We start from the raw sequence: 25314 nt of genomic DNA on the forward strand, positions 1-25314 counted from the left end.
AATCCTGAGATGAGCCGATGACCAAACTTCTCGTCGACGGCATCGAGGTCGATGTTCCGGCCGATTACACCCTACTGCAGGCCTGCGAGATCGCGGGCGCGGAGATCCCGCGCTTCTGCTTCCACGAACGGCTGTCGATCGCCGGCAATTGCCGGATGTGCCTCGTCGAGCTGAAGGGTGCGCCGAAGCCCGTGGCCTCGTGCGCCTATGCGGTGAAGGATTGTCGCCCCGGCCCGAACGGCGAGCCGCCGGAGGTGCTGACACGATCCGGAACCACGAAGAAGGCGCGGGAGGGGGTGATGGAGTTCCTCCTCATCAACCACCCGCTCGATTGCCCGATCTGCGACCAGGGCGGCCATTGCGACCTGCAGGATCAGGCGATGGCCTACGGGGTCGACTCGACGCGCTATCAGGAGAACAAGCGCGCGGTCGAAGAGAAATACATCGGCCCGCTGGTGCGTACGGCGATGAACCGCTGCATCCACTGCACCCGCTGCGTGCGCTTCCTGGCCGAAGTTGCCGGCGTGCCGGATCTCGGCGCGATCGGGCGCGGCGAGGACATGGAGATCACCAGCTATCTCGAGAACGCCATGGGCTCGGAGCTGCAAGGCAACGTCGCCGACCTCTGCCCGGTCGGGGCTTTGGTGCCGAAGCCGCAGAGCTACGACTTCCGCCCTTGGGAGCTGTCCAAGACCGATTCCATCGACGTGATGGATGCGGTCGGCTCGGCGATTCGGGTCGATGCGCGCGGCCGCGAGGTCATGCAGATCGGGCCGCGGGTCAACGAGGACATCAACGAGGAGTGGATCTCCGACAAGACCCGGCAGGTGGTTGACGGCCTACGCATGCAGCGCCTCGATCGACCGTTCCTGCGCGAGAACGGCCGCCTGCGTCCGGCCTCCTGGGGTGAGGCCTTTTCGGCGATTGCCGCCAAGGTGAAGGGCGCCGACCCAAAGCGCATCGGTGCGCTCGTGGGCGATCTCGCCGGCGTCGAGGAGATCTTTGCGCTCAAGCAGCTCATGAGCTCGGTTGGAACGGCGAATATCGATGCCCGGCAGGCCGGCGAAAAAATCGATCCGGTCTGGGGACGCGCGGCCTACACGCTGAGCGCGACCATCCCCGGCATCGAACAGGCCGATGCGATCCTCCTGATCGGCACGAACCCGCGGCTCGAAGCCTCGCTGCTGAACGTCCGTATCCGCAAGCGCTGGCGTATGGCGCCGCTCGCGGTCGGCGTGATCGGCGAGGATGCCGACCTGACCTACCCGCACGTCTATCTCGGCGCCGGAACGGACACGCTCTCCGAACTCGCCGCCGGCAAGCACAGCTTTTCGGAGGTGTTGTCGAAGGCCGAGCGTCCGCTGGTCATCGTTGGCAGCGCCGCGCTTTCGCGGGCGGACGGCGCGGCCGTGCTTTCGGCGGCAGCGTCGCTCGCCAAGGGCATCGGCGCGGTCACAACCGATTGGAACGGCTTTGCGGTGCTCCACACAGCCGCGGCGCGCGTCGGCGCGCTCGATCTCGGTTTCGTGCCGGGGGAGGGCGGTCTCGACGTCGCCGGTATGATCGCGCCGGGCGCGCTCGACGTGATCTTCAACCTCGGCGCGGACGAGGTCGAGATCGCAGCTGGCGCCTTCGTGGTCTACCAAGGCACCCACGGCGACCGCGGTGCCATGCGCGCGGACGTGATCCTGCCGGGCGCGGCCTACACGGAAAAATCGGCGACTTTCGTGAACACGGAAGGCCGCGTGCAGATGACGAACCGCGCCGGCTTCCCGCCGGGGGATGCCCGCGAGGACTGGGCGATCCTGCGCGCTCTGTCCGACGTGCTGGGCCACCGGCTGCCCTATGACTCGTTGGGTGCGCTGCGACGCGCGCTCTACGCCGCGCATCCGCATCTGGCGGGCATCGACGCGGTGAAGCCGAGCGACCTCGCGGCGAGTCTCGAGACCCTGGCGGGTCTCGGCGGCAGCCTCGGCAGGGAGGCCTTCGGGCCGGCCGTCGCCGACTTCTACATGACGAACCCGATTGCCCGCGCCTCGCGCGTGATGGCGGAATGTTCGAGCGTCGCCCACGGGCGCGTGCTCCAGGCGGCCGAGTGAGGACCCGATGACCGGTCTTGAAACCCTCGGCACCGTCCTGCTGCTCGCGCTGAAGAGCTTCGTGCTGCTCGCGGCACTGCTCGTCTTCATCGCCTATGCGCTGCTCGCCGACCGCAAGATCTGGGCGGCGGTGCAGCTCCGGCGCGGCCCGAACGTCGTAGGGCCGTTCGGGCTGTTCCAGTCCTTCGCCGACCTCCTGAAGTTCGTGCTGAAGGAGCCGGTCATTCCGGCCGGCGCCAACAAGGCGATCTTCCTGCTCGCGCCGATGGTCTTCGCGACGCTGGCGCTGGCGAGCTGGGCGGTGATTCCTCTGGCCGACGGCTGGGCCATCGCCGACATCAATGTCGGCATCACCTACATCTTCGCGATCTCGTCGCTCGGCGTCTACGGCGTCATCATGGGCGGCTGGGCCTCGAACTCGAAATACGCGTTCCTCGGCGCGCTGCGCTCGGCCGCGCAGATGATCTCCTACGAGGTCTCGCTCGGCTTCGTGATCATCTGCGTGCTGCTCTGCGCCGGCTCGCTGAACCTCTCGCGCATCGTCATGGCGCAGGACACATCGCTCGGCATCCTGGGCTGGTACTGGCTCTGGCTGTTTCCGATGTTCATCGTGTTCTTCATCTCGGCGCTGGCCGAGACGAACCGCCCCCCCTTCGATCTGCCTGAGGCCGAATCGGAGCTCGTGGCCGGGTACATGGTCGAGTATTCCTCGACGCCCTACCTGCTGTTCATGCTCGGCGAGTACGTGGCGATCATGACCATGTGTGCGCTCGGAACCGTGCTGTTCCTCGGCGGCTGGCTCTCGCCGATCCCGTTCGCACCCTTCACCTGGGTGCCGGGCCTGATCTGGTTCGCGCTGAAGGCGAGCTTCCTGTTCTTCATGATCGCGATGGTGAAATCCATCGTGCCCCGCTACCGCTACGACCAGCTCATGCGGCTCGGCTGGAAGGTCTTCCTCCCGCTTTCGCTCGTGTCCGTCGTCGTCGTCGCGTTCGTCCTGAAACTCACCGGCCTCGCGCCGGGCGCATGAGAAGGATCGCGCCGTGAAGCTCGATCAGGTCGCCCAGAGCCTGCTGCTCAAGGAGTTCGTGTCGGGGCTGATCCTCGGCATGAAGTACTTCTTCAAGCCGAAGGCCACGATCAACTACCCCTTCGAGATGGGCCATCGCGGCCCGCGCTTCCGCGGGGAGCATGCGCTGCGCCGCTATCCCAACGGCGAGGAGCGCTGCATCGCCTGCAAGCTCTGCGAGGCGATCTGCCCGGCTCAGGCCATCACCATCGAGGCGGGCCCGCGCCGCAACGACGGCACGCGGCGCACGACCCGTTACGACATCGACATGGTGAAGTGCATCTATTGCGGCATGTGCCAGGAGGCTTGTCCCGTCGACGCCATCGTCGAGGGGCCGAATCTCGAATTCTCCGTCGAGACCCGCGAAGAGCTGCTCTACGACAAGGACAAGCTGCTCCTGAACGGCGACCGCTGGGAGCGTGAGATCGCGAAGAATCTCGCGGCGGACGCGCCCTATCGCTGAGACGCGCCGGGGGCGCTGTTGTGCCCTGCACACCCGAGTTCTATAGACGGGCCGCCTCCCGCCGGCCCCTGGCCCTGAGGCAGAAGGAGCCGCTGTTTCAGCGGCTGACGCTGATCACCGCATGACCGCAGCCGCCGCCTTCTTCTACCTGTTCGCAGGCTTCGCGATCGCCAGCGGATTCATGGTGATCGCCGCCCGTAATCCCGTCACCTCGGTGCTGTTCCTGATCCTGGCGTTCGTAAACGCCGCGGGCCTGTTCGTGCTGATGGGCGCCGAATTCCTCGCAATGATTCTCGTCGTCGTCTATGTCGGCGCGGTGGCGGTGCTGTTCCTGTTCGTCGTGATGATGCTCGACGTCGACTTCGCTGCGCTCCGCCAGGGCTTCCAGCAATACCTGCCCATCGGCGGCCTGATCGGCGCGATCTTCGCGATCGAGCTCATCCTGGTCGTCGGCTCCTGGACGATCGATCCGGGCATCGTGCGCACGCCGATCGGCTCGAACGCCGCGAGCGAGGGACTCACGAATACGCAGGCGTTGGGCCGCGTGCTCTATACGGAATACGCCTACTTCTTTCAGATCGCCGGGTTGGTGCTCCTCGTCGCGATGATCGGCGCCATCGTCCTGACGCTGCGCGATCGTCCCGGCGTCAAGCGCCAGAACATCGCCGTCCAGAACGCGCGAACGCAGGAGATGGCGGTCGAGAACCGGAAGGTGCCCTCACGCCAGGGCGTGGAGGTCTAGCGCCATGATCGGTCTCAGCCATTACCTTACCGTCGCCGCGATCCTGTTCACGCTCGGCGTGCTCGGCATCTTCATCAACCGCAAGAACGTCATCGTGATCCTGATGTCGATCGAGCTGATCCTGCTCGCGGTGAACATCAACCTCGTGGCGTTCTCCACCCATCTCGACGACATCACGGGGCAGGTCTTCGCCCTGTTCGTGCTGACGGTGGCCGCGGCCGAGGCCGCGATCGGGCTCGCCATCCTGGTGGTGTTCTTCCGCAACCGCGGCTCCATCGCCGTCGAGGACGTGAGCATGATGAAGGGCTGACCGGCTCCCGCCGTCCCTTCGTCCGCCTGCTGCGAGGCCGCACAGAACCATGTATCACGCGATCGTCTTCCTCCCCCTGATCGGCGCCTTGATCGCCGGCCTGTTCGGCCGCTTCATCGGCGCGCGGGTCAGCGAGTACGTGACGACGAGCTGTCTCGCTTTTGCCTGCCTGATCGCCTGGGGGGCGTTCTTCATCGTCACCGGCGAGGGCGGCCATGCCGAGCGTGTGCAGGTGGCACAGTGGTTCTCGGCCGGGGACCTGAACGTCGACTGGGCCTTCAAGATCGACACGCTGACCTGCGTGATGCTCGTCGTCGTCACCACGGTGTCGACGCTCGTGCACCTCTACTCCGTCGGCTACATGGAGGAGGATCCGCACCGGCCGCGCTTCTTCGCCTACCTTTCGCTGTTCACCTTCGCCATGCTGATGCTGGTGACGGCGGACAACCTCGTGCAGATGTTCTTCGGCTGGGAAGGCGTCGGCCTCGCCTCCTACCTGCTGATCGGCTTCTGGTACGAGAAGCCCTCGGCCAACGCTGCCGCGATGAAGGCCTTCATCGTCAACCGCGTCGGCGATTTCGGCTTCTCGCTCGGCATCTTCCTGGTCTTCGTCCTGACCGGCTCGGTCTCGTTCGACGCGATCTTCGCCAATGCGCCCGCCTTGAAGGACGCGACGTTCCACTTCCTCGGTTACGACTGGAACGCCCTGACGCTGGCCTGCCTGCTGCTGTTCATGGGCGCCATGGGTAAGTCGGCGCAGTTTCTCCTGCACACATGGCTGCCGGATGCGATGGAGGGCCCGACCCCGGTCTCCGCGCTCATCCACGCCGCCACCATGGTGACGGCCGGCGTGTTCATGGTGGCGCGCCTGTCGCCGCTGTTCGAGCTTGCGCCGGTCGCGCTCTCGGTGGTGACGATCATCGGCGGCATCACCGCGTTCTTCGCGGCGACGATCGGGCTGGTGCAGAACGACATCAAGCGGGTCATCGCCTATTCGACCTGCTCGCAACTCGGCTACATGTTTGTCGGCCTCGGCGTCGGCGCCTACGCCACCGGCGTGTTCCACCTCTTCACCCACGCCTTCTTCAAGGCGCTGCTGTTCCTCGGGGCCGGCTCGGTCATCCACGCGATGCACCACGAGCAGGACATGCGGAACATGGGGAATCTCCGCCGCTACATCCCCTTCACCACGGCGATGATGACGATCGGCACTCTCGCGCTGATCGGCTTCCCCTACACCGCCGGCTACTACTCGAAGGACGCGATCATCGAGGCGGCCTACATGTCCGACCGCCCCGGCCACGTCCTCGCCTTCCTGGCGACCGTGATCGCGGCTTTCATGACCTCGTTCTATTCCTGGCGTCTGTTCTTCCTCACCTTCGAGGGGCCGGCCCGCTGGGGTGCCGCGGCGCATCACGACGCGCATGCCCATCACGCGCACGAGGCCGACGGCAAGCCCGGCCATACCGAGGGCGCGGCGCATGACGATCATGGCTCGAATGTCGAGCCCGCCCACAAAAGCGACGTGGTGCCGGATCACGCCACGGGCGATCATGGCCACGGGCACGACCACACCCCGCACGAGAGCCCGCTGGTGATGACGATCCCGCTCGCGGTGCTCGCCTTCGGCGCGCTGTTCGCCGGCGTGATCTTCAAGGACCGCTTCATCGGCGAGGGAATGGACGAATTCTGGGGCCACGCCCTGGCGCATTCCGAAAACCACATCATGCACAAGATCCACGAGGCGCCGGGCTGGGTCTCGGCCTCGCCGTTCATCATGCTGGTGGCGGGCTTCGTGCTGGCCTTCTGGATGTATATCCGCCGGCCCGAACTGCCGCACATCCTCGCCGAGCAGCAGCCGAGCCTGTACCGCTTCCTGCTCAACAAGTGGTACTTCGACGAACTCTACGACCGCATCTTCGTCCGCCCGGCCAAGAACTTCGGCCTCTTCCTCTGGAAGGAGGGCGACGGGCGGATCATCGACGGGATGGGTCCTGACGGCATCTCGGCGCGCGTCGTCGACGTGACCCGCGGCGTGGTCCGTCTCCAGACCGGCTACGTCTACCACTACGCCTTCGTCATGCTGGTGGGCGTCGCCGGCTTGATCACCTGGTACATGATCACCGGCACGGCCGGGGGAGCCCATTGATGCTCGGCCTCGGCATCCTCTCCGGCCTGCTCATCGTCCCGCTCTGCGGCGCGGCTTTCATCCTGACGCTGGGTGACGAGACCGAGGCCGTGAAGCGCAACGCCCGCTGGGCGGCGCTGATCACGACCATCGTCACCTTCCTGCTCTCGCTCGCCGCCTGGGCGCGCTACGACATCGCGTCCCCGAGCTTCCAGCTCGTCGAGACCCATTCGTGGCTTGCTGAGACGATAAAGTTCAAGCTCGGCGTCGACGGCTTCTCGATGCCGCTGATCCTGCTGACGACCTTCCTGATGCCCTTTTGCATCGGCGCCTCATGGCGCTCGATCGACGTGCGGGTAAAGGAGTACTTCGTCGCCTTCCTCGTGCTCGAAACCACGATGATCGGCGTCTTTCAGGCCCTCGATCTGGTGCTGTTCTACCTATTCTTCGAGGCCGGCCTGATTCCGATGTTCCTCATCATCGGCATCTGGGGCGGCAAACGGCGCATCTACGCGAGCTTCAAGTTCTTCCTCTACACCCTGCTCGGCTCGGTCCTGATGCTGCTCGCCATCATGGCGATGTACTGGGAGGCCGGGACCACCGACATCCCGACGCTGCTGACGCACCGCTTCCCGGTCCACATGCAAACCTGGCTGTGGCTCGCGTTCTTCGCCTCCTTCGCCGTGAAGATGCCGATGTGGCCGGTCCATACCTGGTTGCCCGATGCCCACGTCGAGGCGCCTACGGCAGGATCGGTGATCCTGGCCGGTATCCTGCTGAAGATGGGCGGCTACGGCTTCATCCGGATCTCGCTTCCGATGCTGCCGGACGCCTCGGCCTACTTCGCGAACTTCGTGTTCGCGCTCTCGGTGGTGGCGATCATCTTCACCTCGCTCACCGCGATGATGCAGACCGACATCAAGAAGCTGATCGCCTATTCGTCCGTCGCCCATATGGGCTTCGTGACGCTCGGACTGTTCACGCTCAACGAGCAGGGCATCCAGGGCGCGCTGTTCCTGATGATCTCGCACGGCATCGTCTCAGGCGCGCTCTTCCTCTGCGTCGGCGTGGTCTACGACCGGATGCACACGCGTGAGATCTCGGCCTATGGCGGCCTCGTGAAGCGGATGCCGCTCTACGCCGCCGCGATGATGGTCTTCACCATGGCCAATGTCGGCCTGCCCGGCACCTCGGGCTTCGTCGGCGAGTTCCTGGCGATGATGGGGGCCTTCAAGGCCAACCCGATGGTCGCGTTCTTTTCGGTGTTCGGCATCATCCTCTCGGCCGGCTACGCCCTCTGGCTCTACGCCCGGGTGATCTACGGGAAGCTGGAAAAGCCGAACCTCCAGGGCATCTTGGATCTCGACCTCCGCGAAAAGATCATCATCGCGCCGCTCGTCGCGCTGACGATCTGGTACGGCGTCCATCCCGCGCCGATCCTCGAGACCTTCGCGCCCTCCACCGAAGCGCTCATGGTCAACATGAAGACCGCCCTCTCCAATACGCAGGCGGCCGAACGCGCGGTCGCGGGCAAGGCCGAGGTCGCCGCGCGATGATCACGCATCTCCACTCCGTGTTGCCGTCGATCGGCCCGCTGCTGCCGGAGATCATCCTCTCGGTCGGCGTGCTGGTGCTGATCCTCTACGGCGCCTTCCGCGGCGACCGCTCGGTCGAGGGCGTCAATGTCGGCGCGCTGATCCTGCTGATCCTGACGTTCTTCGTGGTCATTTCCGGACAGGGTAAGGTCGTCACCCTGTCCGGCTCGTTCATCTCCGACAATTTTTCGCGGATCATGAAGGCGCTGATCCTGATCGGATCGGCGGCCACTATTCTGCTGTCCCGCGACTACTTCCAGCGCCAGCGTATCGACCGCTTCGAGTATCCGTTGCTGATCGTTCTCTGCACCATCGGCATGATGGTCATGGCCTCGGCCAACGACCTGATCGCGCTCTATCTCGGGCTCGAACTGCAGTCGCTCGCCGCCTACGTGATCGCCGCCTTCAACCGCGACGACGTGAAGTCGACGGAAGCCGGCCTGAAGTATTTCGTGCTCGGTGCGCTCTCCTCCGGCATGCTGCTCTACGGCGCCTCGCTGGTCTACGGCTTCACCGGCACGGTCTCGTTCCCCGGGATCGTCACGGCGCTGAACGGCGAACCCGCGGGCTTCGGTATCATTCTGGGCATCGTCTTCGTGGCCGCCGGCGTCTGCTTCAAGCTCGCCGCCGTGCCGTTCCACATGTGGACGCCCGACGTCTACGAGGGCTCGCCAACGCCGGTGACGGCCTTCTTCGCCTCGGCGCCGAAGATGGCCGCCATGGCGATGACGGTGCGCGTCTTCATCGGCGCTTTCCCGGACGTCACCGCGGTCTGGCAGCAGATCATCGTCTTCGTCGCCATTGCCTCGATGGCGCTCGGCTCCGTCGCGGCGATCGGCCAGACGAACATCAAGCGACTGCTCGCGTATTCTTCCATCGGCAACGTGGGCTACGCGCTCATCGGCCTCGCGGCCGGCTCCGAGGAGGGCATCCGCGGCGTGGTGATCTACATGATCATCTATCTCGCGATGACGCTCGGCGCCTTCGCAGTGCTGCTGGCGCTGCGGCGCAAGAACCAGATGTTCGAGACGATCGACGACCTCTCGGGCCTCTCGCGCACGCATCCGTGGCTGGCCTTCAGCCTTGCAGCGATGATGTTCTCCCTTGCCGGCATCCCGCCGCTCGCCGGGTTCTTCGCGAAGTTCTACGTCTTCGCTGCGGCGATCAAGGCGGGACTGGTGACGCTCGCGGTCATCGGTGTGGTGACCAGCGTGGTCGGCGCGTTCTACTACCTGCGCCTCGTCAAGGTGATGTATTTCGACGAGCCCAAGGCGCCCTACGAGCCGATGGATCCGGGCCTGCGTATCGTGCTTGGACTGTCGAGTGCCGTGGTCGTTCTGTTTTTCCTGGCACCGGCTCCGCTTGTGTCGGCGGCCGGTGCGGCGGCCAAGTCGCTGTTCTAAGCGGTGGAGGCTTCGCTTCCGCTCGTCATTCCGGGGCTCGCCAAAGGCGAGAATCCGGAATCCACCCAATACGCTGTGGCCAGTCGTGGGTTCCGGGTTCCGCTGCGCGGCCCCGGAATGACGAGAGTGGGTTTCGGTGCAGGTGTTTTACACTTGGCAAAGTACTAGGGCATGGCGTTTCGGCTCAGCCCGGAGGCCCGGGCCGCAGGCTATCGCCTGCACGCGCACGACGTCCTCGGCTCCACCAACACCGAGGCGCTGGAGCAGGCGCGTGCCGGTGAGGCCGGCCCGCTCTGGGTGGTGGCTCATCGGCAGAGCGAGGGCCGGGGCCGGCGCGGCTCGGCCTGGGTCTCGCCCGAGGGCAATCTCGCCGCGAGCCTGCTTTTTCCGATCGCCGGCGTGGCACCGGACGACGTCGCGACGCTAGGCTTCGTCGCCGGACTGGCGCTGATTAATGCGCTTGACGATGTTGCTCTGCAGGGAGCCGCCGGGCGCTCTCCTCCCCCTTGCGGGGAGGCGGTAAGAGGTGGGGGTGGTTCCGCCGGGCTCGGCCGTCCAAGCGGAGCCACCCCCACTCTCGATCCCTCCCCACAAGGGGCAGGGAAGGTATCTCATCGAGCCGCGTCGTTTCAGCTGAAATGGCCGAATGACGTTCTTGCGTCCGACAAAAAGCTCGCCGGCATCCTGCTGGAAGCCGAGGGCCGGCGTGCGGTCGTCATCGGCTTCGGCATCAACGTGCTGGCGGTGCCCGAAGGTTTGCCGTATGCGGCGACGTCCCTTGCTGCGCTGGGCTGCGCCGCGGATGCTGCGGCCGTGCTCGATGCGCTGTCGCGCCGGTTTGTGGAAGCGGCCCGGATCTGGAACAAGGGGCACGGATTTTCGAGCGTCCGGCAGCGCTGGCTACAGCGCGCCGCCGGGATCGGGGCGCCCGTCACGGTGCGCCTGCCCGACAGGACGCTCAACGGTCTTCACGACGGAATCGACGAGAGGGGGCGGCTCATGATCCTCGCCCCGGATGGAATGACGCATACCGTGACGGCGGGCGAGGTGCACTTTGGAAGTGCCGCGACGGCGGCTTGAACTTGGACACAAGAAAAAAATGACTTCACGGCAGGACGAACTCGTCTTCGTGCCGCTCGGCGGCGTGGGCGAGATCGGCATGAACGCGGCCCTCTACGGGATCGGTCCCGAAAAGAGCCGCAAATGGATCATGGTCGATCTGGGCATGGGCTTCGCCGGCGAGGAGGGGCTGCCGGGCATCGAACTGATGTTCCCGGACCTCACCTTCATCGAAGAGCGCAAGCAGGATCTGCTCGGCATCTTCATCACGCATGCGCACGAGGACCACATCGGTGCCGTGAGCGAGCTGTGGTCGAAGCTGAAGGCGCCGGTCTACGCGACCCGCTTCGCCAAGCAGCTCCTCGAGACCCGCCGCCTCTCGGAGCCCGGCGCGCCGAAGGTGGTGTTGAAGGAGATCAAGGTCGGCCAGCGGCTGCAGATCGGTCCGTTCGAAATCGAGTACGTGCCGGTAGCGCACTCGATCCCCGAATCGAACGCCGTCGCCATCCGCACCGAGCACGGCCTCGTGCTCCACACGGGCGACTGGAAGCTCGACGATACGCCGGTGGCCGGCGCCACTACCTCGCCCGAGGCCTTCAAGGCACTCGGCGACGAGGGCATCATCGCACTCGTCTGCGACTCGACCAACATCATGCGCGAGGGCCGCAGCCACAGCGAGGCCGAGGTTTCGGCGACCCTCAAGCGCCTGATCGCGGAAGCGCCGCACCGCGTCGCGGTGACGACCTTCGCCTCGAATGTCGCCCGTATCCGTGCCGTCGCCGAGGCTGCGCAGGCTTGCGGACGCGAGGTGCTGGCCGTCGGCCGGGCCATGGACCGCGTCATCGATGTCGCCCGCGAGTGCGGTTACCTTGACGGCCTGCCGGACTTCCGCAGTGCCGATTCCTACCATCACCTGCCGCGCGACAAGGTGGTCTGCCTGCTCACCGGTTCGCAGGGCGAGGACCGCGCCGCCATGGCCCGCGTCTCGCGCGACGACCATCCGGCCGTGTCGCTCACCGCTGGCGATCGCGTGATCTTCTCGTCGCGCGCCATTCCCGGCAACGAGCGCGATGTCGGCGCGATCATCAACGACCTCATCGACATGGGCGTCGAGATCATCACCGACCGGACCGAACTCGTCCACGTCTCCGGCCACCCGCGCCGCGACGAGATGGCGGCGATGTATGCCTGGACGCGGCCCCAGGCAACGATTCCGGTCCACGGCGAGGCGCTGCATCTCGACGAGCATGCCCGCTTCGCCCGCGCCCAGGGCGTCGAGACGGTAGTCAAGGCCCGCAACGGCACGATGATCCGCCTCGCGCCGGGCAAGCCCGAGATCATCGAGCACGTGCGGGCCGGCCGCCTCTACAAGGACGCCAACGTCCTGATCGACGCGAAGGACCGGGCCATCCCCGAGCGCCGCAAGCTCGCTCAGGCGGGTATCGTCTCGGTCGCCATCGCCATCGACAATCGCGGCACCGTGCTCGGCACGCCCGCCGTGGACATCATGGGCCTGCCGAACAAGGGGCGGGGCGGCGAGGCCCTGATCGACACCGTGGCCGAGACGGTCTCGCGCACGCTCTCCGGCCTGTCTCCGGGCAAGCGTCGGGACTCCGAGGCCGTCGAGAACGCGGTCGATCGGGCCATCCGCTCGGCGCTCAACGACGTCTGGGGTAAGAAGCCCGCCTGCCATGTGCAGGTGGTGGAGATTTAGCACTGCGTTGACCCTCTCCCCTCTGCGGGAGCGGGTGCCTGCGGAGCAGGCGGGAGAGGGGAGCGACGTTCCCGGACATGTCGCTCCCCGCTCCCGACCCTCGCCGACGCGAGGGCCACCCTCTCCCGCAGAGGGGAGGGGAGATGCGCTCAAATGAAGGGAGCACAACAATGATCGGCCGGCTCAACCATGTCGCCATCGCGGTGAAGGATCTCGACGCGGCGACCGCGATCTATCGCGACACGCTCGGCGCCAAGGTCACCGAGCCGCTGCCTCAGCCGGATCACGGCGTCACCGTCGTGTTCGTCGAGCTGCCGAACTCGAAGGTCGAGCTGATGGCGCCGCTCGGCGAGAACTCGACCATCCAGGGCTTCGTCGACAAGAACCCGTCCGGCGGCATCCACCACGTCTGCTACGAGGTCGACGACATCATTGCTGCCCGCGACAAGATGAAGGCCTCCGGCGCCCGCGTGCTCGGTTCGGGCGAGCCGAAGATCGGCGCTCACGGCAAGCCGGTGATCTTCCTGCATCCCAAGGATTTCCTCGGCACGCTCGTCGAGTTGGAACAGGTCTGAGCCCGTTGCGCCGCTTCTTCGCTAGCATCGCAACCTCGACCCCGAGGACCCTCGGGGTTCTCGTCGTGCTCATCGCGGCGATCGTCACGGTGGCGGTGAAGGGGTTTGCGCTGACGGTGTTCGGCGCGCTGGCGCTGTTCTTCGTGCTGTGGTGGACCTTCCTGTTTGCGGTGCTGCCGTTGGGCAATCAGGCCGAGGCCGATCCGGGCCGGCTGGTGCCGGGGCAGGATCCCGGCGCTCCCGCACAACCGCGCCTGCGGGAAAAGGCGCTGTTGACGACGCTGGCTGCCGCCGTCGCGTTGTTTCTCGCCGTGTCGGTGTTTCCGCTCGCGCGGCTCTGACGGCGCACCCCCACCCCGCCACCATCTTCTCGCCCGGAACCCTCGCTACGCACGGTCGCCTGTCGCGAGCACAGGATCGGCGACGCGTAGCGCCATGACCAATTCGGACGACTCCCAGGCGCCCGCCGAGCCGGCGCTTGCCGCACCCCGCCGGCTCCCGCGCCCGGGCCGGCCGCTGTGGATCTACTATCCGGCCCTGCTCGCGCGCCGCGGCAACCGGGTCGAGGGTCGGGGCTGGGCGGCGGCCTGGCTGCGGCTGACGACGTTCTTCTTCGGACCGTCCGCCGACAACGTCGTCAGGGTCGGCCGCAACTTCCGAACCAGGGGCCTCGCCATCGTGGTGAGCGGCGCCGGCAACCGCGTCGAGATCGGCGACGATGTCGCCTTCTCGGGCAACATCGAGCTGCGCGGATTTAACCTGACGGTGACGATCGGCGACCGCTGCGACGCGAAGAAGACACGGATCCTGGCCTCGGACGCGAACGTGCGCATCGGCGACGACTGCCTGATTGCGGCCGGCGTTCACATCCGCACCAGCGACATGCACGCGATCACGGATCGCGTCAGCGGCGACCGGATCAATCCGGCCAGCGATGTCGTGGTCGGCAACGCCGTTTGGCTCGCCGGCGAAGCGGCGCTGCTCAAGGGGGCCCGCCTGCCGGACGGCTGCGTGGTGGGCTTCCGGTCCGTCGTGACGCATTCCTTCGACGAGCCCGATTCCGTGTTGGCCGGGGCGCCCGCCCGCGTCGTTCGCCGCGGCGTCGCCTGGACGCGCTGACGCGCTTGGCAGGCCGCGAACCGGCCGATTGACAGGCGTGGCCGCTCCCTCGACAGTTTCGCCCGACGGTTGCGCGCCCAGTGCGGCAGAATGCGACCGCGCCCAGGGAGACGACCATGGCGATGATGCCGGGTGCATCGAGCACGCCTGCCGAAGACGAGTCGGCCGGCAGCGTCGGCCATGCCTATCTGCTGCCCTGCATGCTGGCGCTGTTCTTCACCTGGGGGCTCGCCACCGTCCTCGTCGACATCGTCACGCCGAAGCTGAAGAGCCTGTTCGACCTCAGCTACACCGAGGCGACACTGACCCAGTTCTGCTTTTTCTTCGCCTATGCGGTGATCTCGCTGCCGGCGGGCGTGCTGGTTGGGCGAATCGGCTACATGCGCGGCCTCGTGGTCGGGCTGCTGGTCATGGCCTGCGGCTGCCTGATGTTCGCGCCGGCGGCGCGGATAGGGCTGTTTCCGATCTTCCTGCTGGCGCTGTTCGTGATGGCCTCGGGGATCGCCATCCTTCAGGTTGCGGCGAACCCGCTGGTGACGAAGCTCGGCCCCGCCGCCCAGGCGCCGAGCCGGCTGACGTTGGCACAGACCTTCAACTCCGTCGGCACCACCGTCGGCCCGGTGATCGGCGCCTGGGCGATCCTCTCGCATGTACCGGAGGTCAAGGACCCGGCGAGCCTGTCGGCGGAGGCGCTGGCGGCGGCCCGCCAGGCCGAGGCGGCGGTCCTGCAGACGCCGTTCCTGGTCATCGCGGCCGGTCTCGGCGTGCTGGCCATCTTCTTCTGGAGCGTGCGCTCCTGGGTGGCCGAAGCTCCGAAGAGCGAGACCGCCACCGAGACCCGCGGCCTCGGCCTCGACCTGCTGAGGCGGCCCAAGCTGGCGCTCGGTGCGCTCGCGATCTTTCTCTATGTCGGCGCGGAGGTTGCGATCGGCACGCTGATGGTGAGCTACCTTGAACAGCCGCGCGTGCTCGGTGCTACGGCCGAAACCGCCGGCCATCTCTTGAGCTTCTACTGGGGCGGGGCGCTGGTCGGCCGCATCATCGGCAGCTTCGTGCTGCGCTATGTCCGCGCCGGGCTGGTGCTCGGCGCCTGCGCCCTCGCATCGGGCTTGCTCGCGACGATTTCGGGCCTGTCGAGCGGCACCGTTGCCGCCGTCACGCTGATCGCGGTGGGACTCGCCAACTCGATCATGTTCCCGACGATCTTCGCCATGGCGATCGACGGTCTCGGCAAGCGCACCGCGCAGGGGGCCGGCATCGTCTGCGTGGCGATCGTGGGGGGCGCCGTGGTCCCGGTGGTGACGGGCTACCTTGCCGACACCGTCGGCCTCAGCCTCGCGCTGGCCGCACCGGTCGTGTGCTATCTCTGTATCGCCGGCTATGCCTTCGCCAATCTTCGCGAAGCGCGCGCGACCGAGCAAAACACTCCCAAGGCCCTGGCGGTCTGATCTGACGGCTCGCGAAATCTCGACAGATCACTCCAAATAAAAAAGCAAGGCACTAAGCCTTGCTTTGAAGCGATAGAGACGGTTTCAGCCTATATTATCTCACGTTCTTGAGACGACGTGGCGGCTGGTTGTTCCTCCCGAGACTCGGACCGTACGCTGCCTAGAGAGGCGTGCGACCATCACGGCGGTGCTTATAGGAAGAAGATTTCTATTTGTCACCGGGCTTGGCGCGTTGTGCTGTGTTTTTTTGCTGGGACTGCGACAGTATGCTCTTAGACCGTTCGGCAGCGCCTCGGCGCGGCGATCCCGATGCGCGGATGCGCCGCCCGCGCTTGTCTTTTGAGGGCGCAATGTGTTGTGTGCGCACGCGCGCATCGGGGTCAGCCCGGCGCCGCACCTAAGCATTGCCAAGGTCTTCGATGCGTCTTTCCCGCTACTTCCTGCCGACGCTGCGCGAGACGCCCAAGGAAGCGGAGATCGTCTCCCACCGGCTGATGCTGCGCGCCGGCCTGATCCGCCAGGAGGCCGCCGGCATCTATGCTTGGCTGCCGCTCGGCCTGCGGGTGCTGGAGCGGGTCTGCGCCATCGTCCGGGAGGAGCAGAACCGCTCCGGCGCCATCGAGATCCTGATGCCGACGATTCAGTCGGCCGATCTCTGGCGCGAATCCGGCCGCTACGAGGCCTACGGCAAGGAAATGCTTCGCATCAAGGACCGGCACGATCGCGACATCCTCTACGGCCCCACCGCCGAGGAAGTCGTCACCGAGATTTTTCGCGCGAGCGCACGCTCGTACAAGGACCTGCCGAAGAACCTCTATCAGATTTCCTGGAAGTTCCGCGACGAGGTGCGCCCGCGCTTCGGGACCATGCGTTCGCGCGAGTTTCTGATGAAGGACGCCTATTCCTTCGATCTCGATCAGGCCGGGGCGCGGCACGCCTACAACAAGATGTTCGTCGCCTACCTGCGCACCTTCGCGGCCATGGGCCTGCGGGCGATCCCCATGCGCGCCGATACCGGCCCGATCGGTGGCGACCTGAGTCACGAATTCATCATCCTCGCCCAGACCGGCGAGAGCGAGGTCTTCTGCGACCGTGCTTATCTCGATTTCGAGATTCCGGCCGTGAACGTCGACTTCGACGACGTGGCAGGCCTGCAGGGTACCGTTGACGCCTGGACCTCGCATTACGCGGCCACCGACGAGATGCACGATGCGAGTGTCTTCGCGGAAGTGCCGGAGGAGGCGCGGATGTCGGCCCGCGGCATCGAGGTCGGACACATCTTCTATTTCGGCACGAAATATTCCGAGCCGATGAAGGCCGTCGTGACCGGGCCGGACGGCAAGGAGCAGCCTGTGCATATGGGCTCCTACGGCATCGGCCCGAGCCGGCTGGTGCCCGCGATCATCGAGGCGAGCCACGACGAGGCCGGCATCATCTGGCCGGACTCGGTGGCGCCCTTCGACGTCGCCCTGATCAACCTCAAGGTCGGCGATGCGGCCGTCGACGCCGCCTGTGCCGAGATCGAGGGCGACCTCCAGGCCGCCGGGATCAGCCTGCTCTACGACGACCGCGACGACCGCCCCGGCGCGAAGTTCGCCACCGCCGACCTGATCGGCCTGCCCTGGCAGGTCATCGTCGGACCGAAGAGCCTCGCCGACGGCAAGGTCGAACTGAAACGCCGCGCCACCGGCGAGCGCGAGCTTATCGCACCGGTCGACTTGGTCTCACGGCTGAAGCGCGTCTGACAAAATTGAAGCCGGTCTTTCGTTGGGCTCTGGCTCACGTTTTCGTCGCTCTCCCTTCATTCCGGGGCCGCGTAGCGGAACCCGGAACCCACGACTGGCCGCGGCGTATCCGGTGGATTCCGGGTTCTCGCCTTCGGCGAGCCCCGGAATGACGGCTGAGGGTTTTCCTGCAGAGAGTTTCCGGGTCACCTTCCACTTCGCTGCAGGTGCCCGGGAACGACCGTGTTTTCGGAGACAGGCGCATGCCCGTTGGAGGCTACGCCTTAATCTTGCGAGGTTTTGTCTGTTCTGGATCGTCGCTTGCCCCGTGTCGGCGGACACGAACGGACAGTCTTTAGGAGTGCCGGTGTGAGGCGGATCATCACGTGGCGGGTTTGACGATGGCGGGGGCGACGGGCCTCGCGGACCGGGTGAAGCGGTTCGCCGGCTCGCTCGGGAAAGGCGGTACGCTGCCCTTCACCGGATTCGAGTGGATGATCGCGATGCGCTACCTGCGCGCGCGCCGCCGCGGCGGCGGCGTGTCCGTGGTCGCTCTGTTCTCCGTCCTCGGCATCGCGCTCGGCGTCGCCAACCTCATCATCGTGCTCTCGGTGATGAACGGCTTCCGCTCCGAACTGCTCGCGAAGATCGTCGGGCTCAACGGCCACGTCTTCGTCACGCCGATCGACCGTTCTCTCACCGACTATGCCGACCTCGCCGACCGCCTGGAGAAAGTCGCCGGCGTCAAATCCGCGATTCCGCTCGTCGAAGGACAGGCCTTCGCCTCGTCGCCCTATGGCGGTAGCGGCGTGCTGGTGCGCGGGGTCCGCGCGGCCGATCTCGACAAGATCGCCACCGTGTCGAAGAGCCTGAAGAGCGGCACGCTGGCTGGCTTCGACGACGGCACCGGCGTCGCCATCGGCGCGCGACTGGCCGAGACGCTCGGCCTGCAATCGGGAGACAGCATCACCCTCTCGACGCCGAAGGGCGCGACGACGCCGTTCGGAACCGCACCGCGACAGAAATCCTACACGGTCAAGGCGGTGTTCGAGATCGGCATGACCGAGTTCGACCAGACCTTCGTGTTCATGCCGCTCGCCGAATCCCAAGCCTTCTTCAACCGCGAGGGCGACGTCAGCCATATCGAGATCTATCTCGACAACGCCGATGCGGTTTCCGAATTGCGCGGTGACCTCGAAATGGCCGCCGAGCGCCCGGTGCTGCTCACCGACTGGCGCCAGCGCAACCGAACCTTCTTCGGCGCGCTCGAAGTCGAGCGGAACGTGATGTTCCTGATCCTGAACCTCATCGTCATCGTCGCGACGCTGAACATCATCTCCGGCCTGATCCTGCTGGTGAAGGACAAGTCGAGCGACATCGCGATCCTGCGCACCATGGGCGCGACGCCGGGCACGATCATGCGCGTGTTCTTGCTCAACGGCGCGCTGATCGGCATCGTCGGCAGCCTCGCCGGGCTGGTGCTCGGCGTGGTGTTCACCCTGAACATCAAGCCGATCCAGCGCACGCTGTTTCCCGGCGCCTGGGACCCGACCGTGCGGTTCCTCGCCGAGATCCCCGCCGAGATGAACGCCACCGAAGTCACGACGATCGTGCTGACCTCGATCGCGCTGGCGCTCGCCGCGACCCTGTATCCCTCCTGGCGTGCCGCCCGGCTCGATCCGGTGCAGGCGCTTCGCTATGGATGACCCTGGATTGACGACGATGGCCACCGACAAGCCCGCCGGCACGCAGCCGGTGCCGGCGCTGTTCTTCTCGGGCGTCGAGCGGCGCTACACGCAGGCGAAGGGCGCGCTCGAAATCCTGCGCGGTGCCGACCTCGCGATCTGGCCCGGCGAACTGGTGGCGCTCGTCGCTCCCTCCGGCACCGGCAAGTCGACGCTTCTGCACGTCGCCGGCCTGCTGGAACGGCCGGATGCTGGCGAGGTCTTCATCGGCGGCCGGCCGACCTCGGCCATGTCGGATTCCGAGCGCACGCGCATCCGCCGCGAGGAGATGGGCTTCGTCTACCAGTTCCACCACCTGCTGCCGGAGTTCTCGGCGCAGGAGAACGTGGTCATGCCCCAGCTCATCCGCGGCCTCGGTAAGGCCGACGCCCGGGCGCGGGCCGCCGAGCTCCTGAGCTTCCTCGGCCTCGCCGAGCGCATGACCCACCGCCCGGCCGAACTCTCCGGCGGCGAGCAGCAGCGCGTCGCCATCGCGCGCGCCGTCGCCAACGGCCCGCGCCTGCTCCTCGCCGACGAGCCCACCGGCAACCTCGACCCGCAGACCGCCGGTACCGTCTTCGGCATCCTGCTCTCGCTGGTCCGCGCCTCGGGCCTCGCGGCGCTCATCGCGACCCACAACATGGATCTCGCCGCGCGCATGGACCGCCGCGTGACCATCCGGGACGGCCTGATCGAGCAGATGGACTGAGCCTGCGGGCCGATCCCGCACGCATTCGATGCCCGGCGAAGCCGATACGACAGCGTCCGACCACAGCGCCGAGCTGGTTTACCCGTGGTTAACCCTGCTTTCCAAACGGTCGATCCACAGGCTTTACGCAGAACAAAACAAGAACAAAACTCGCTCCATCAGAACGGAGCGAGCGCAGCCATGATCCGCAACACCCTCCTGACCGGCCTCGTCGAACTCACGGCTTTCGGGCTCCTCTCGGGCGCGGTGGCGCTCTGGGCGATAGCCTTGGCGCCGATCCATTGACCAGGGCTTTCGTCTGGCGGTCCGTCCACAGGCAAACCTCCGCACCCGACGCCCCGGATCGGCCTGCGGCCCGCGGCATGATGCCGGAGGGGCACGGGCGGTGGATATCGGGTTCGCGGCCCGTACGTGCCTCGATTCCCGCAGCCGACTCGCAGATGGTGTCGGCCTGCAACGAAGGTCCCTCATGGCGCGCGTGTTGAAGGAGGTCGGCTTCGTCCACCTCCACGTCCACTCTTCCTATTCGCTGCTCGAAGGCGCGCTGAAGGTCGGCGACATCGTCAAGGCGGCAGTGGCCGACCGGCAGCCGGCGCTGGCGCTCACCGACACCAACAACTTGTTCGGCGCGTTGGAATTCTCGGAGAAGGCCGCGGGCTCGGGACTGCAGCCGATCGCTGGGATGCAGCTCACGATCTGTTTCGAGGCGCCGGACCCCAAGGTCCGCGGCTCCGGCCCCGGCTACGGCAATCTCGTGCTTCTGGCCCAGGACGCCGCCGGCTACGGCAATCTGCTGCGGCTGGCGAGCCGGGCCTATTTCGACGTGCCCCTCGGCGAGCCGCCCCGCGTCACGGCCGAAGCGCTCCAGGAATCCGGCGCCGGCCTGATCGCGCTGACCGGCGGCGGCAGCGGCCCCCTCGATGGCGCGTTGCGGGCCGGCCGGCCCGAACTGGCCCTGCGCCGGCTCGAGGCGCTGAAGGCGGCCTTCGGCGAGACCAATCTCTATATCGAGCTGCAGCGCCACGGCCTCGCCGACGAGCGCGCCGTCGAGCGCGAACTCATCGGCCTCGCCGACCGCAACGGCCTCGGGCTGGTGGCGGCGAACGAGCCGTTCTTCTCGAAGGCCGCCGATTACGACGCGCACGATGCGCTGCTCGCCATCGCGGAAGGGCGCCTCGTCTCGGACGAGCGCCGCCGCAGGCTGACGCCGCAGCACGGTTTCCTCACGCGCGCGGAGATGGGCACGCTCTTTTCGGATCTCCCGGAGGCCCTCTCGGCGACGGTCGAGATTGCCATGCGCTGTGCCGTCCGCGTACGCACGCAGAAGCCGATCCTGCCGAACTTTGCGCGGGTCGCGGCCGGCGAAACCGCGCCGATGGCCGCCGAACTCGCCGAGGCAGTCGATGCCGCGCCTCAGCCGGTGGCCGCCGACGAGCCGACGGAGCTGCGCCGGCAGGCCGAGGCCGGGCTCGAACTGCGCCTGAAGCAGCACGGCACCGCGCCGGGATTTTCCGAAGACGAGTACCGCACGCGGCTCGCCTTCGAGCTCGACGTCATCACGGGCATGAAGTTTCCCGGCTACTTCCTGATCGTCTCCGACTTCATCAAGTGGGCCAAGGACCACGACATCCCGGTCGGCCCCGGCCGCGGCTCGGGTGCAGGCTCGGTGGTGGCGTGGTCGCTGCTGATCACCGACCTCGACCCGCTGCGCTTCGGTCTGCTGTTCGAGCGCTTCCTCAATCCCGAACGCGTCTCGATGCCGGATTTCGACATCGACTTCTGCGTCGAGGGCCGCGAACGCGTGATCCGCTACGTGCAGGAGCGCTACGGCGAGGCCCAGGTCGCCCAGATCATCACCTTCGGTACGCTGCTCGCCCGCGGCGTGCTGCGCGACGTCGGCCGCGTTCTGGAAATGCCCTACGGGCAGGTCGACAAGCTGACCAAGCTGGTGCCGCAGAACCCGGCGAACCCCGTGACCCTAGCCCAGGCGATCGAGGGCGAGCCGAAGCTCCAGGCCGCGATCGAGGAGGAGCCGATCGTGGCCCGCCTCGTCGACATCTCGCGCAAGCTCGAGGGCCTGCACCGCCACGCCTCGACCCACGCCGCCGGCGTGGTGATCGGCGACCGGCCGCTCGAACAGCTCGTCCCGCTCTATCGCGACCCGAAGACGGGTATGCGGGTGACCCAGTTCAACATGAAGTGGGTCGAGCAGGCCGGCCTCGTGAAGTTCGACTTTCTGGGACTGAAGACCCTGACGATGCTCAGGTGCTGCACGGACCTGCTGAAGCTCCGGGGCATCGAGATCGATCTGGCGTCCCTGCCGCTCGACGACCGGAAGACCTACGAGCCAATGGGCCGCGGCGAGACGGTCGGCGTGTTCCAGGTGGAATCCGCGGGCATGCGCAAGGCGCTCTGCGAGATGCAGGCCGACCGGTTCGAGGACATTATCGCGCTCGTCGCCCTCTACCGGCCGGGCCCGATGGCCAACATCCCGGTCTATTGCGAGCGCAAGCTCGGCCGCGACGCCGGCAACGAAGCGGCGTGGTATCCGCATGAGAAGATCGCGCCGGTGCTGAAGGAGACCTTCGGCATCATCGTCTACCAGGAACAGGTGATGGAGATCGCCAAGGTCCTGGCCGGCTACTCGCTGGGCGAGGCCGACATGCTTCGCCGCGCCATGGGCAAGAAGATCCGTGCGGAGATGGACGCCCAGCGCGACCGCTTCGTGAAGGGCTGCGTCGAGCGCGGGCTGGTGAAGCCCAAGGCGAACGAGATCTTCGACCTGCTGGCCAAGTTCGCCGATTACGGCTTCAACAAGAGCCACGCGGCGGCCTACGCGCTCCTGACCTACCAGACCGGCTACCTCAAGGCGAACCACCCCGTCGAATTCCTCGCCGCCGCGATGAACCTCGACATCGACGTCACCGACAAGCTCGCCGAGTTCCGTCAGGACGCGCAGCGCCTGAAGATCACGGTGGTGCCGCCCTCGATCAACGCCTCGGGCGTGACCTTCGAGGTGCGCGAGGGCCGGATCTACTACGCGCTCGCCGCGATCAAGGGCGTCGGCCGCGCCGCCGTGGAATCGCTGGTCGAGGCGCGCGGCGACAAACCCTTCGCGGATCTCGCCTGCCTCGCCCGGCGCATGAACCCGCGCTTCGTCAACAAGCGCACGCTGGAGGCCCTGATCGCCGCCGGTGCGCTCGACGGCATCGAGCCGGACCGGGCGCGGGCCTGGGCCGCCGTCGAGCCGATGATGAGGCTGGCGCAGGGCGCGGCCGAGGCCGAGGGCAGCGGCATCGACGACATGTTCGGCGGCGTCGCCGCCACCTCCGTCGGCCTGCGCATCCCCGGCTACGAGTGCTGGCCGATGGCCGACACCCTGAAGCGCGAATACGAGGCGATCGGCTTCTTCCTCTCGGGCCACCCCCTCGACGAATACGGCGACCTGCTCGAGAAGCTGCGCGTCCAGAACTGGACCGCGTTCTGCGCCACGGCCCGCGCCAACGGCGGCGCCTTCGGCAAGGTCGCGGCCTCCGTGCTCGACCGCTCCGAGCGCCGCACCAAGAGCGGCAACAAGCTCGGCATCGTCACGCTCTCCGACCGCACCGGCCATTTCGAGGCGATCGTCTTCCAGGAGGGGCTGAACCAGTACCGCGACATCCTGGAGCCCGGAAAGCCGCTGGTGCTCACCCTGCAGGCCAACCTCGAAGGCGAGGACGTCCGCGCCCGCATCACCACCGCCGAACCCCTCGACGCCGCCGTCGCCCGCCACCAGAAGGGCATGCGCATCTTCATGCGCGACGACCGCCCGATCGGCTCGGTGCAGCAGCGCCTCACCCTGCGCGGCGAGGGCGAGGTGTCGTTGATCCTGATGCTCGACGGGGGCGAGCGCGAGGTCGAGGTGAAGCTGCCCGGAAAGTATCAGGCGAGCCCGCAGGTGGCCGGGGCGCTGCGGGCGGTGCCGGGGGTGGTGCAGGTGGAGATGAGTTAACTTTTTTTGCTAACTCACCTTCTGATCACTGTATTCCAAATTATGACCTCTAGCGTTCTTCGTGCCAACTAAGGATTGCCACCGCCACCGCCACCGCCACCGCCACCGCCACCGCCACCGCCGGTACCACAACACTGATTATTGCTGCTTTGAGCGAAGGCGACCGAACTCGGAACCGCAGTGAGAGCGGCCAAGACGACCGCTGCTGAGAAAAAAAACATCTTAGCCATATGATTCTCCTTTAGATGCGCTTGCCATTATTTCGAAAGCGATAAAAATTGCAATATCAGCAGAAAGCCGTTTTCTATGACTCAATCTCCGGAGCTGGGCTCTAACGATGCCTTAGGGTTATCTTCTTTGTTGAAGATGATTAACTTGGCGTCCGCCAAAGTTCCGGCTGTTAGATTTGCGTTTGGGATTGTTGGTATCGCGGCATGTGGTGGGATTATTTCACTGTTTTTTGGGCGTAACTTTGGCGCAGTTGTAATAATATCTCTTACATTTCTAGGGTCGATTCTCTTATTTGTCTTTGCAAAATTAACAACATCTTCTAATTCAACTATTCAGTGGGCTGGATCATTCCTGATTTGGGTTGTCGTTGTTTTTTTCTCCATGTTTTTGTTGCTTACGACAACTGCTTTTATCGGAGCTTGGCCAGAACCTTGGGCAAAATTCCTTGGGGTTTCCTCTGCCGAACAAGAAAAATATTGCAATAAAAAAATTAGCGTCATGTGGGCAATGCTAAATAACGATTCAAACCAGATGGGCGACGCGTTGGCTTTAGCTTCTGATGTTGCATCGTGCGATCTCTTTCAGTCCGAAAGTGTTAGAGGCGCTGTGTATTTTTATAGAGGAGAATTCGTAGGGGCTATCAATCACTTTGAAAATGCTTTGAAAGCTATGCCGTCTGATGACCCAACTAAACGAAATTTAGCCGATGCATACTTGGCAGTTGGTAGATCAAGTGAAGCTCTAGCTACCATAAATCTAGTAACTGACCGAAATAATTTGTGGACTTACAAAATTGCTAAAATTTATTTCTATCGCAACAAGCTTGAAGAAGCTAAAGAATTAATAATATCTGTCCCAACGCAGCTCACGGAAGATGGCAATTTGCCAGGAAAACCCAGAATTCTACAGGCTGCTATTGCAATCGAAATTTCGAAAAGCAAAACTGGCGCCGATCGAGATGCGTTAGTAGCAGACGCTGAAAATCAATTCAAACAGGGAGTGGCAACTGATAGCGAAAAGTGGAAGAATATTTTGAAGTATGTTCATAGTACTAAACATGAGTCATTTATAAAAGAATGTGAAAGTTTAAAAAATTATATTAATTTATGGATTGACTAAAGTTACAGTACCAACATAAATTACCTACTTAATTCTAACAAACTATAAATATTTATTTATATCGCGAAAGCGAAAATTGATTTTTAAGTTAA

The 25314-nt window shown here is 65.3% G+C and carries 19 protein-coding genes; all 19 read left to right on the plus strand.

What is annotated here, in order from left to right:
- The first annotated feature begins 17 nt into the window (after positions 1-17).
- The 19 genes from nuoG to MHA02_RS16145 all read left to right on the plus strand — a co-directional run bounded on the left by nuoG (position 18) and on the right by MHA02_RS16145 (position 25222).
- The gene (gene nuoG / locus MHA02_RS16055; RefSeq protein WP_147080445.1) at positions 18-2099 is read left to right on the plus strand and encodes an NADH-quinone oxidoreductase subunit NuoG; all 2082 of its coding nucleotides are present in this window, start codon (positions 18-20) and stop codon (positions 2097-2099) included.
- A gap of 7 nt (positions 2100-2106) precedes the next feature.
- Complete coding sequence (gene nuoH, locus MHA02_RS16060; protein WP_147080447.1) at positions 2107-3129, plus strand: NADH-quinone oxidoreductase subunit NuoH; 1023 nt, start codon at positions 2107-2109, stop codon at positions 3127-3129.
- Positions 3130-3142: 13 nt separating this feature from the next.
- Positions 3143-3631, plus strand: a complete 489-nt coding sequence (gene nuoI / locus MHA02_RS16065) for an NADH-quinone oxidoreductase subunit NuoI (RefSeq protein ID WP_147080450.1) — start codon at positions 3143-3145, stop codon at positions 3629-3631.
- A gap of 121 nt (positions 3632-3752) precedes the next feature.
- Positions 3753-4373, plus strand: a complete 621-nt coding sequence (locus tag MHA02_RS16070; protein ID WP_147080452.1) for an NADH-quinone oxidoreductase subunit J — start codon at positions 3753-3755, stop codon at positions 4371-4373.
- A gap of 4 nt (positions 4374-4377) precedes the next feature.
- Positions 4378-4683, plus strand: a complete 306-nt coding sequence (nuoK, locus tag MHA02_RS16075) for an NADH-quinone oxidoreductase subunit NuoK (RefSeq protein WP_147080454.1) — start codon at positions 4378-4380, stop codon at positions 4681-4683.
- A gap of 49 nt (positions 4684-4732) precedes the next feature.
- Positions 4733-6832, plus strand: coding sequence for an NADH-quinone oxidoreductase subunit L (nuoL, locus tag MHA02_RS16080; RefSeq protein ID WP_147080456.1), 2100 nt, complete (start codon positions 4733-4735; stop codon positions 6830-6832).
- Positions 6832-8367: an NADH-quinone oxidoreductase subunit M gene (locus MHA02_RS16085; protein ID WP_147080458.1), complete on the plus strand. Its 1536-nt coding sequence runs from the start codon at positions 6832-6834 to the stop codon at positions 8365-8367. Before nuoL ends, MHA02_RS16085 begins: the two co-directional genes overlap by 1 nt.
- Positions 8364-9809: an NADH-quinone oxidoreductase subunit NuoN gene (gene nuoN, locus MHA02_RS16090; protein WP_174804679.1), complete on the plus strand. Its 1446-nt coding sequence runs from the start codon at positions 8364-8366 to the stop codon at positions 9807-9809. The genes MHA02_RS16085 and nuoN overlap by 4 nt, the downstream gene beginning before the upstream one ends.
- A gap of 171 nt (positions 9810-9980) precedes the next feature.
- The gene (locus tag MHA02_RS16095) at positions 9981-10889 is read left to right on the plus strand and encodes a biotin--[acetyl-CoA-carboxylase] ligase (protein WP_147080460.1); all 909 of its coding nucleotides are present in this window, start codon (positions 9981-9983) and stop codon (positions 10887-10889) included.
- 19 nt (positions 10890-10908) lie between these two features.
- Positions 10909-12582 (plus strand): ribonuclease J, encoded by a 1674-nt coding sequence (locus MHA02_RS16100; protein ID WP_147080463.1) that lies wholly within the window; start codon positions 10909-10911, stop codon positions 12580-12582.
- 170 nt (positions 12583-12752) lie between these two features.
- On the plus strand, positions 12753-13157 hold the full coding sequence (gene mce / locus MHA02_RS16105) for a methylmalonyl-CoA epimerase (protein ID WP_147080465.1): 405 nt from the start codon (positions 12753-12755) through the stop codon (positions 13155-13157).
- Positions 13158-13162: 5 nt separating this feature from the next.
- Positions 13163-13498 carry a DUF1467 family protein gene (locus tag MHA02_RS16110; RefSeq protein WP_147080467.1) on the plus strand — a complete coding sequence of 112 codons (336 nt, stop codon included), beginning with the start codon at positions 13163-13165 and terminating at the stop codon, positions 13496-13498.
- Positions 13499-13592: 94 nt separating this feature from the next.
- Positions 13593-14276: an acyltransferase gene (locus MHA02_RS16115; protein ID WP_147080469.1), complete on the plus strand. Its 684-nt coding sequence runs from the start codon at positions 13593-13595 to the stop codon at positions 14274-14276.
- 116 nt (positions 14277-14392) lie between these two features.
- Entirely contained in the window at positions 14393-15724 is a 1332-nt protein-coding gene (locus tag MHA02_RS16120; protein WP_147080472.1) for a sugar MFS transporter, read from the plus strand.
- A gap of 419 nt (positions 15725-16143) precedes the next feature.
- Positions 16144-17469, plus strand: a complete 1326-nt coding sequence (gene proS / locus MHA02_RS16125) for a proline--tRNA ligase (RefSeq protein WP_147080474.1) — start codon at positions 16144-16146, stop codon at positions 17467-17469.
- A gap of 473 nt (positions 17470-17942) precedes the next feature.
- A complete protein-coding gene (locus MHA02_RS16130) occupies positions 17943-19154 on the plus strand; it encodes a lipoprotein-releasing ABC transporter permease subunit (protein WP_238180424.1) in 1212 nt (403 codons plus the stop codon).
- Positions 19155-19170: 16 nt separating this feature from the next.
- The gene (locus MHA02_RS16135; RefSeq protein ID WP_147080477.1) at positions 19171-19881 is read left to right on the plus strand and encodes an ABC transporter ATP-binding protein; all 711 of its coding nucleotides are present in this window, start codon (positions 19171-19173) and stop codon (positions 19879-19881) included.
- Between the two features lie 469 nt (positions 19882-20350).
- On the plus strand, positions 20351-23872 hold the full coding sequence (dnaE, locus tag MHA02_RS16140; protein ID WP_147080480.1) for a DNA polymerase III subunit alpha: 3522 nt from the start codon (positions 20351-20353) through the stop codon (positions 23870-23872).
- A 306-nt stretch (positions 23873-24178) separates the two neighbouring features.
- Complete coding sequence (locus MHA02_RS16145; RefSeq protein ID WP_147080482.1) at positions 24179-25222, plus strand: tetratricopeptide repeat protein; 1044 nt, start codon at positions 24179-24181, stop codon at positions 25220-25222.
- The last annotated feature ends 92 nt before the right edge of the window (positions 25223-25314 follow it).

It is taken from the genome of Methylobacterium haplocladii (assembly GCF_007992175.1).
GTDB classification, from domain to species: Bacteria; Pseudomonadota; Alphaproteobacteria; order Rhizobiales; family Beijerinckiaceae; genus Methylobacterium; species Methylobacterium haplocladii.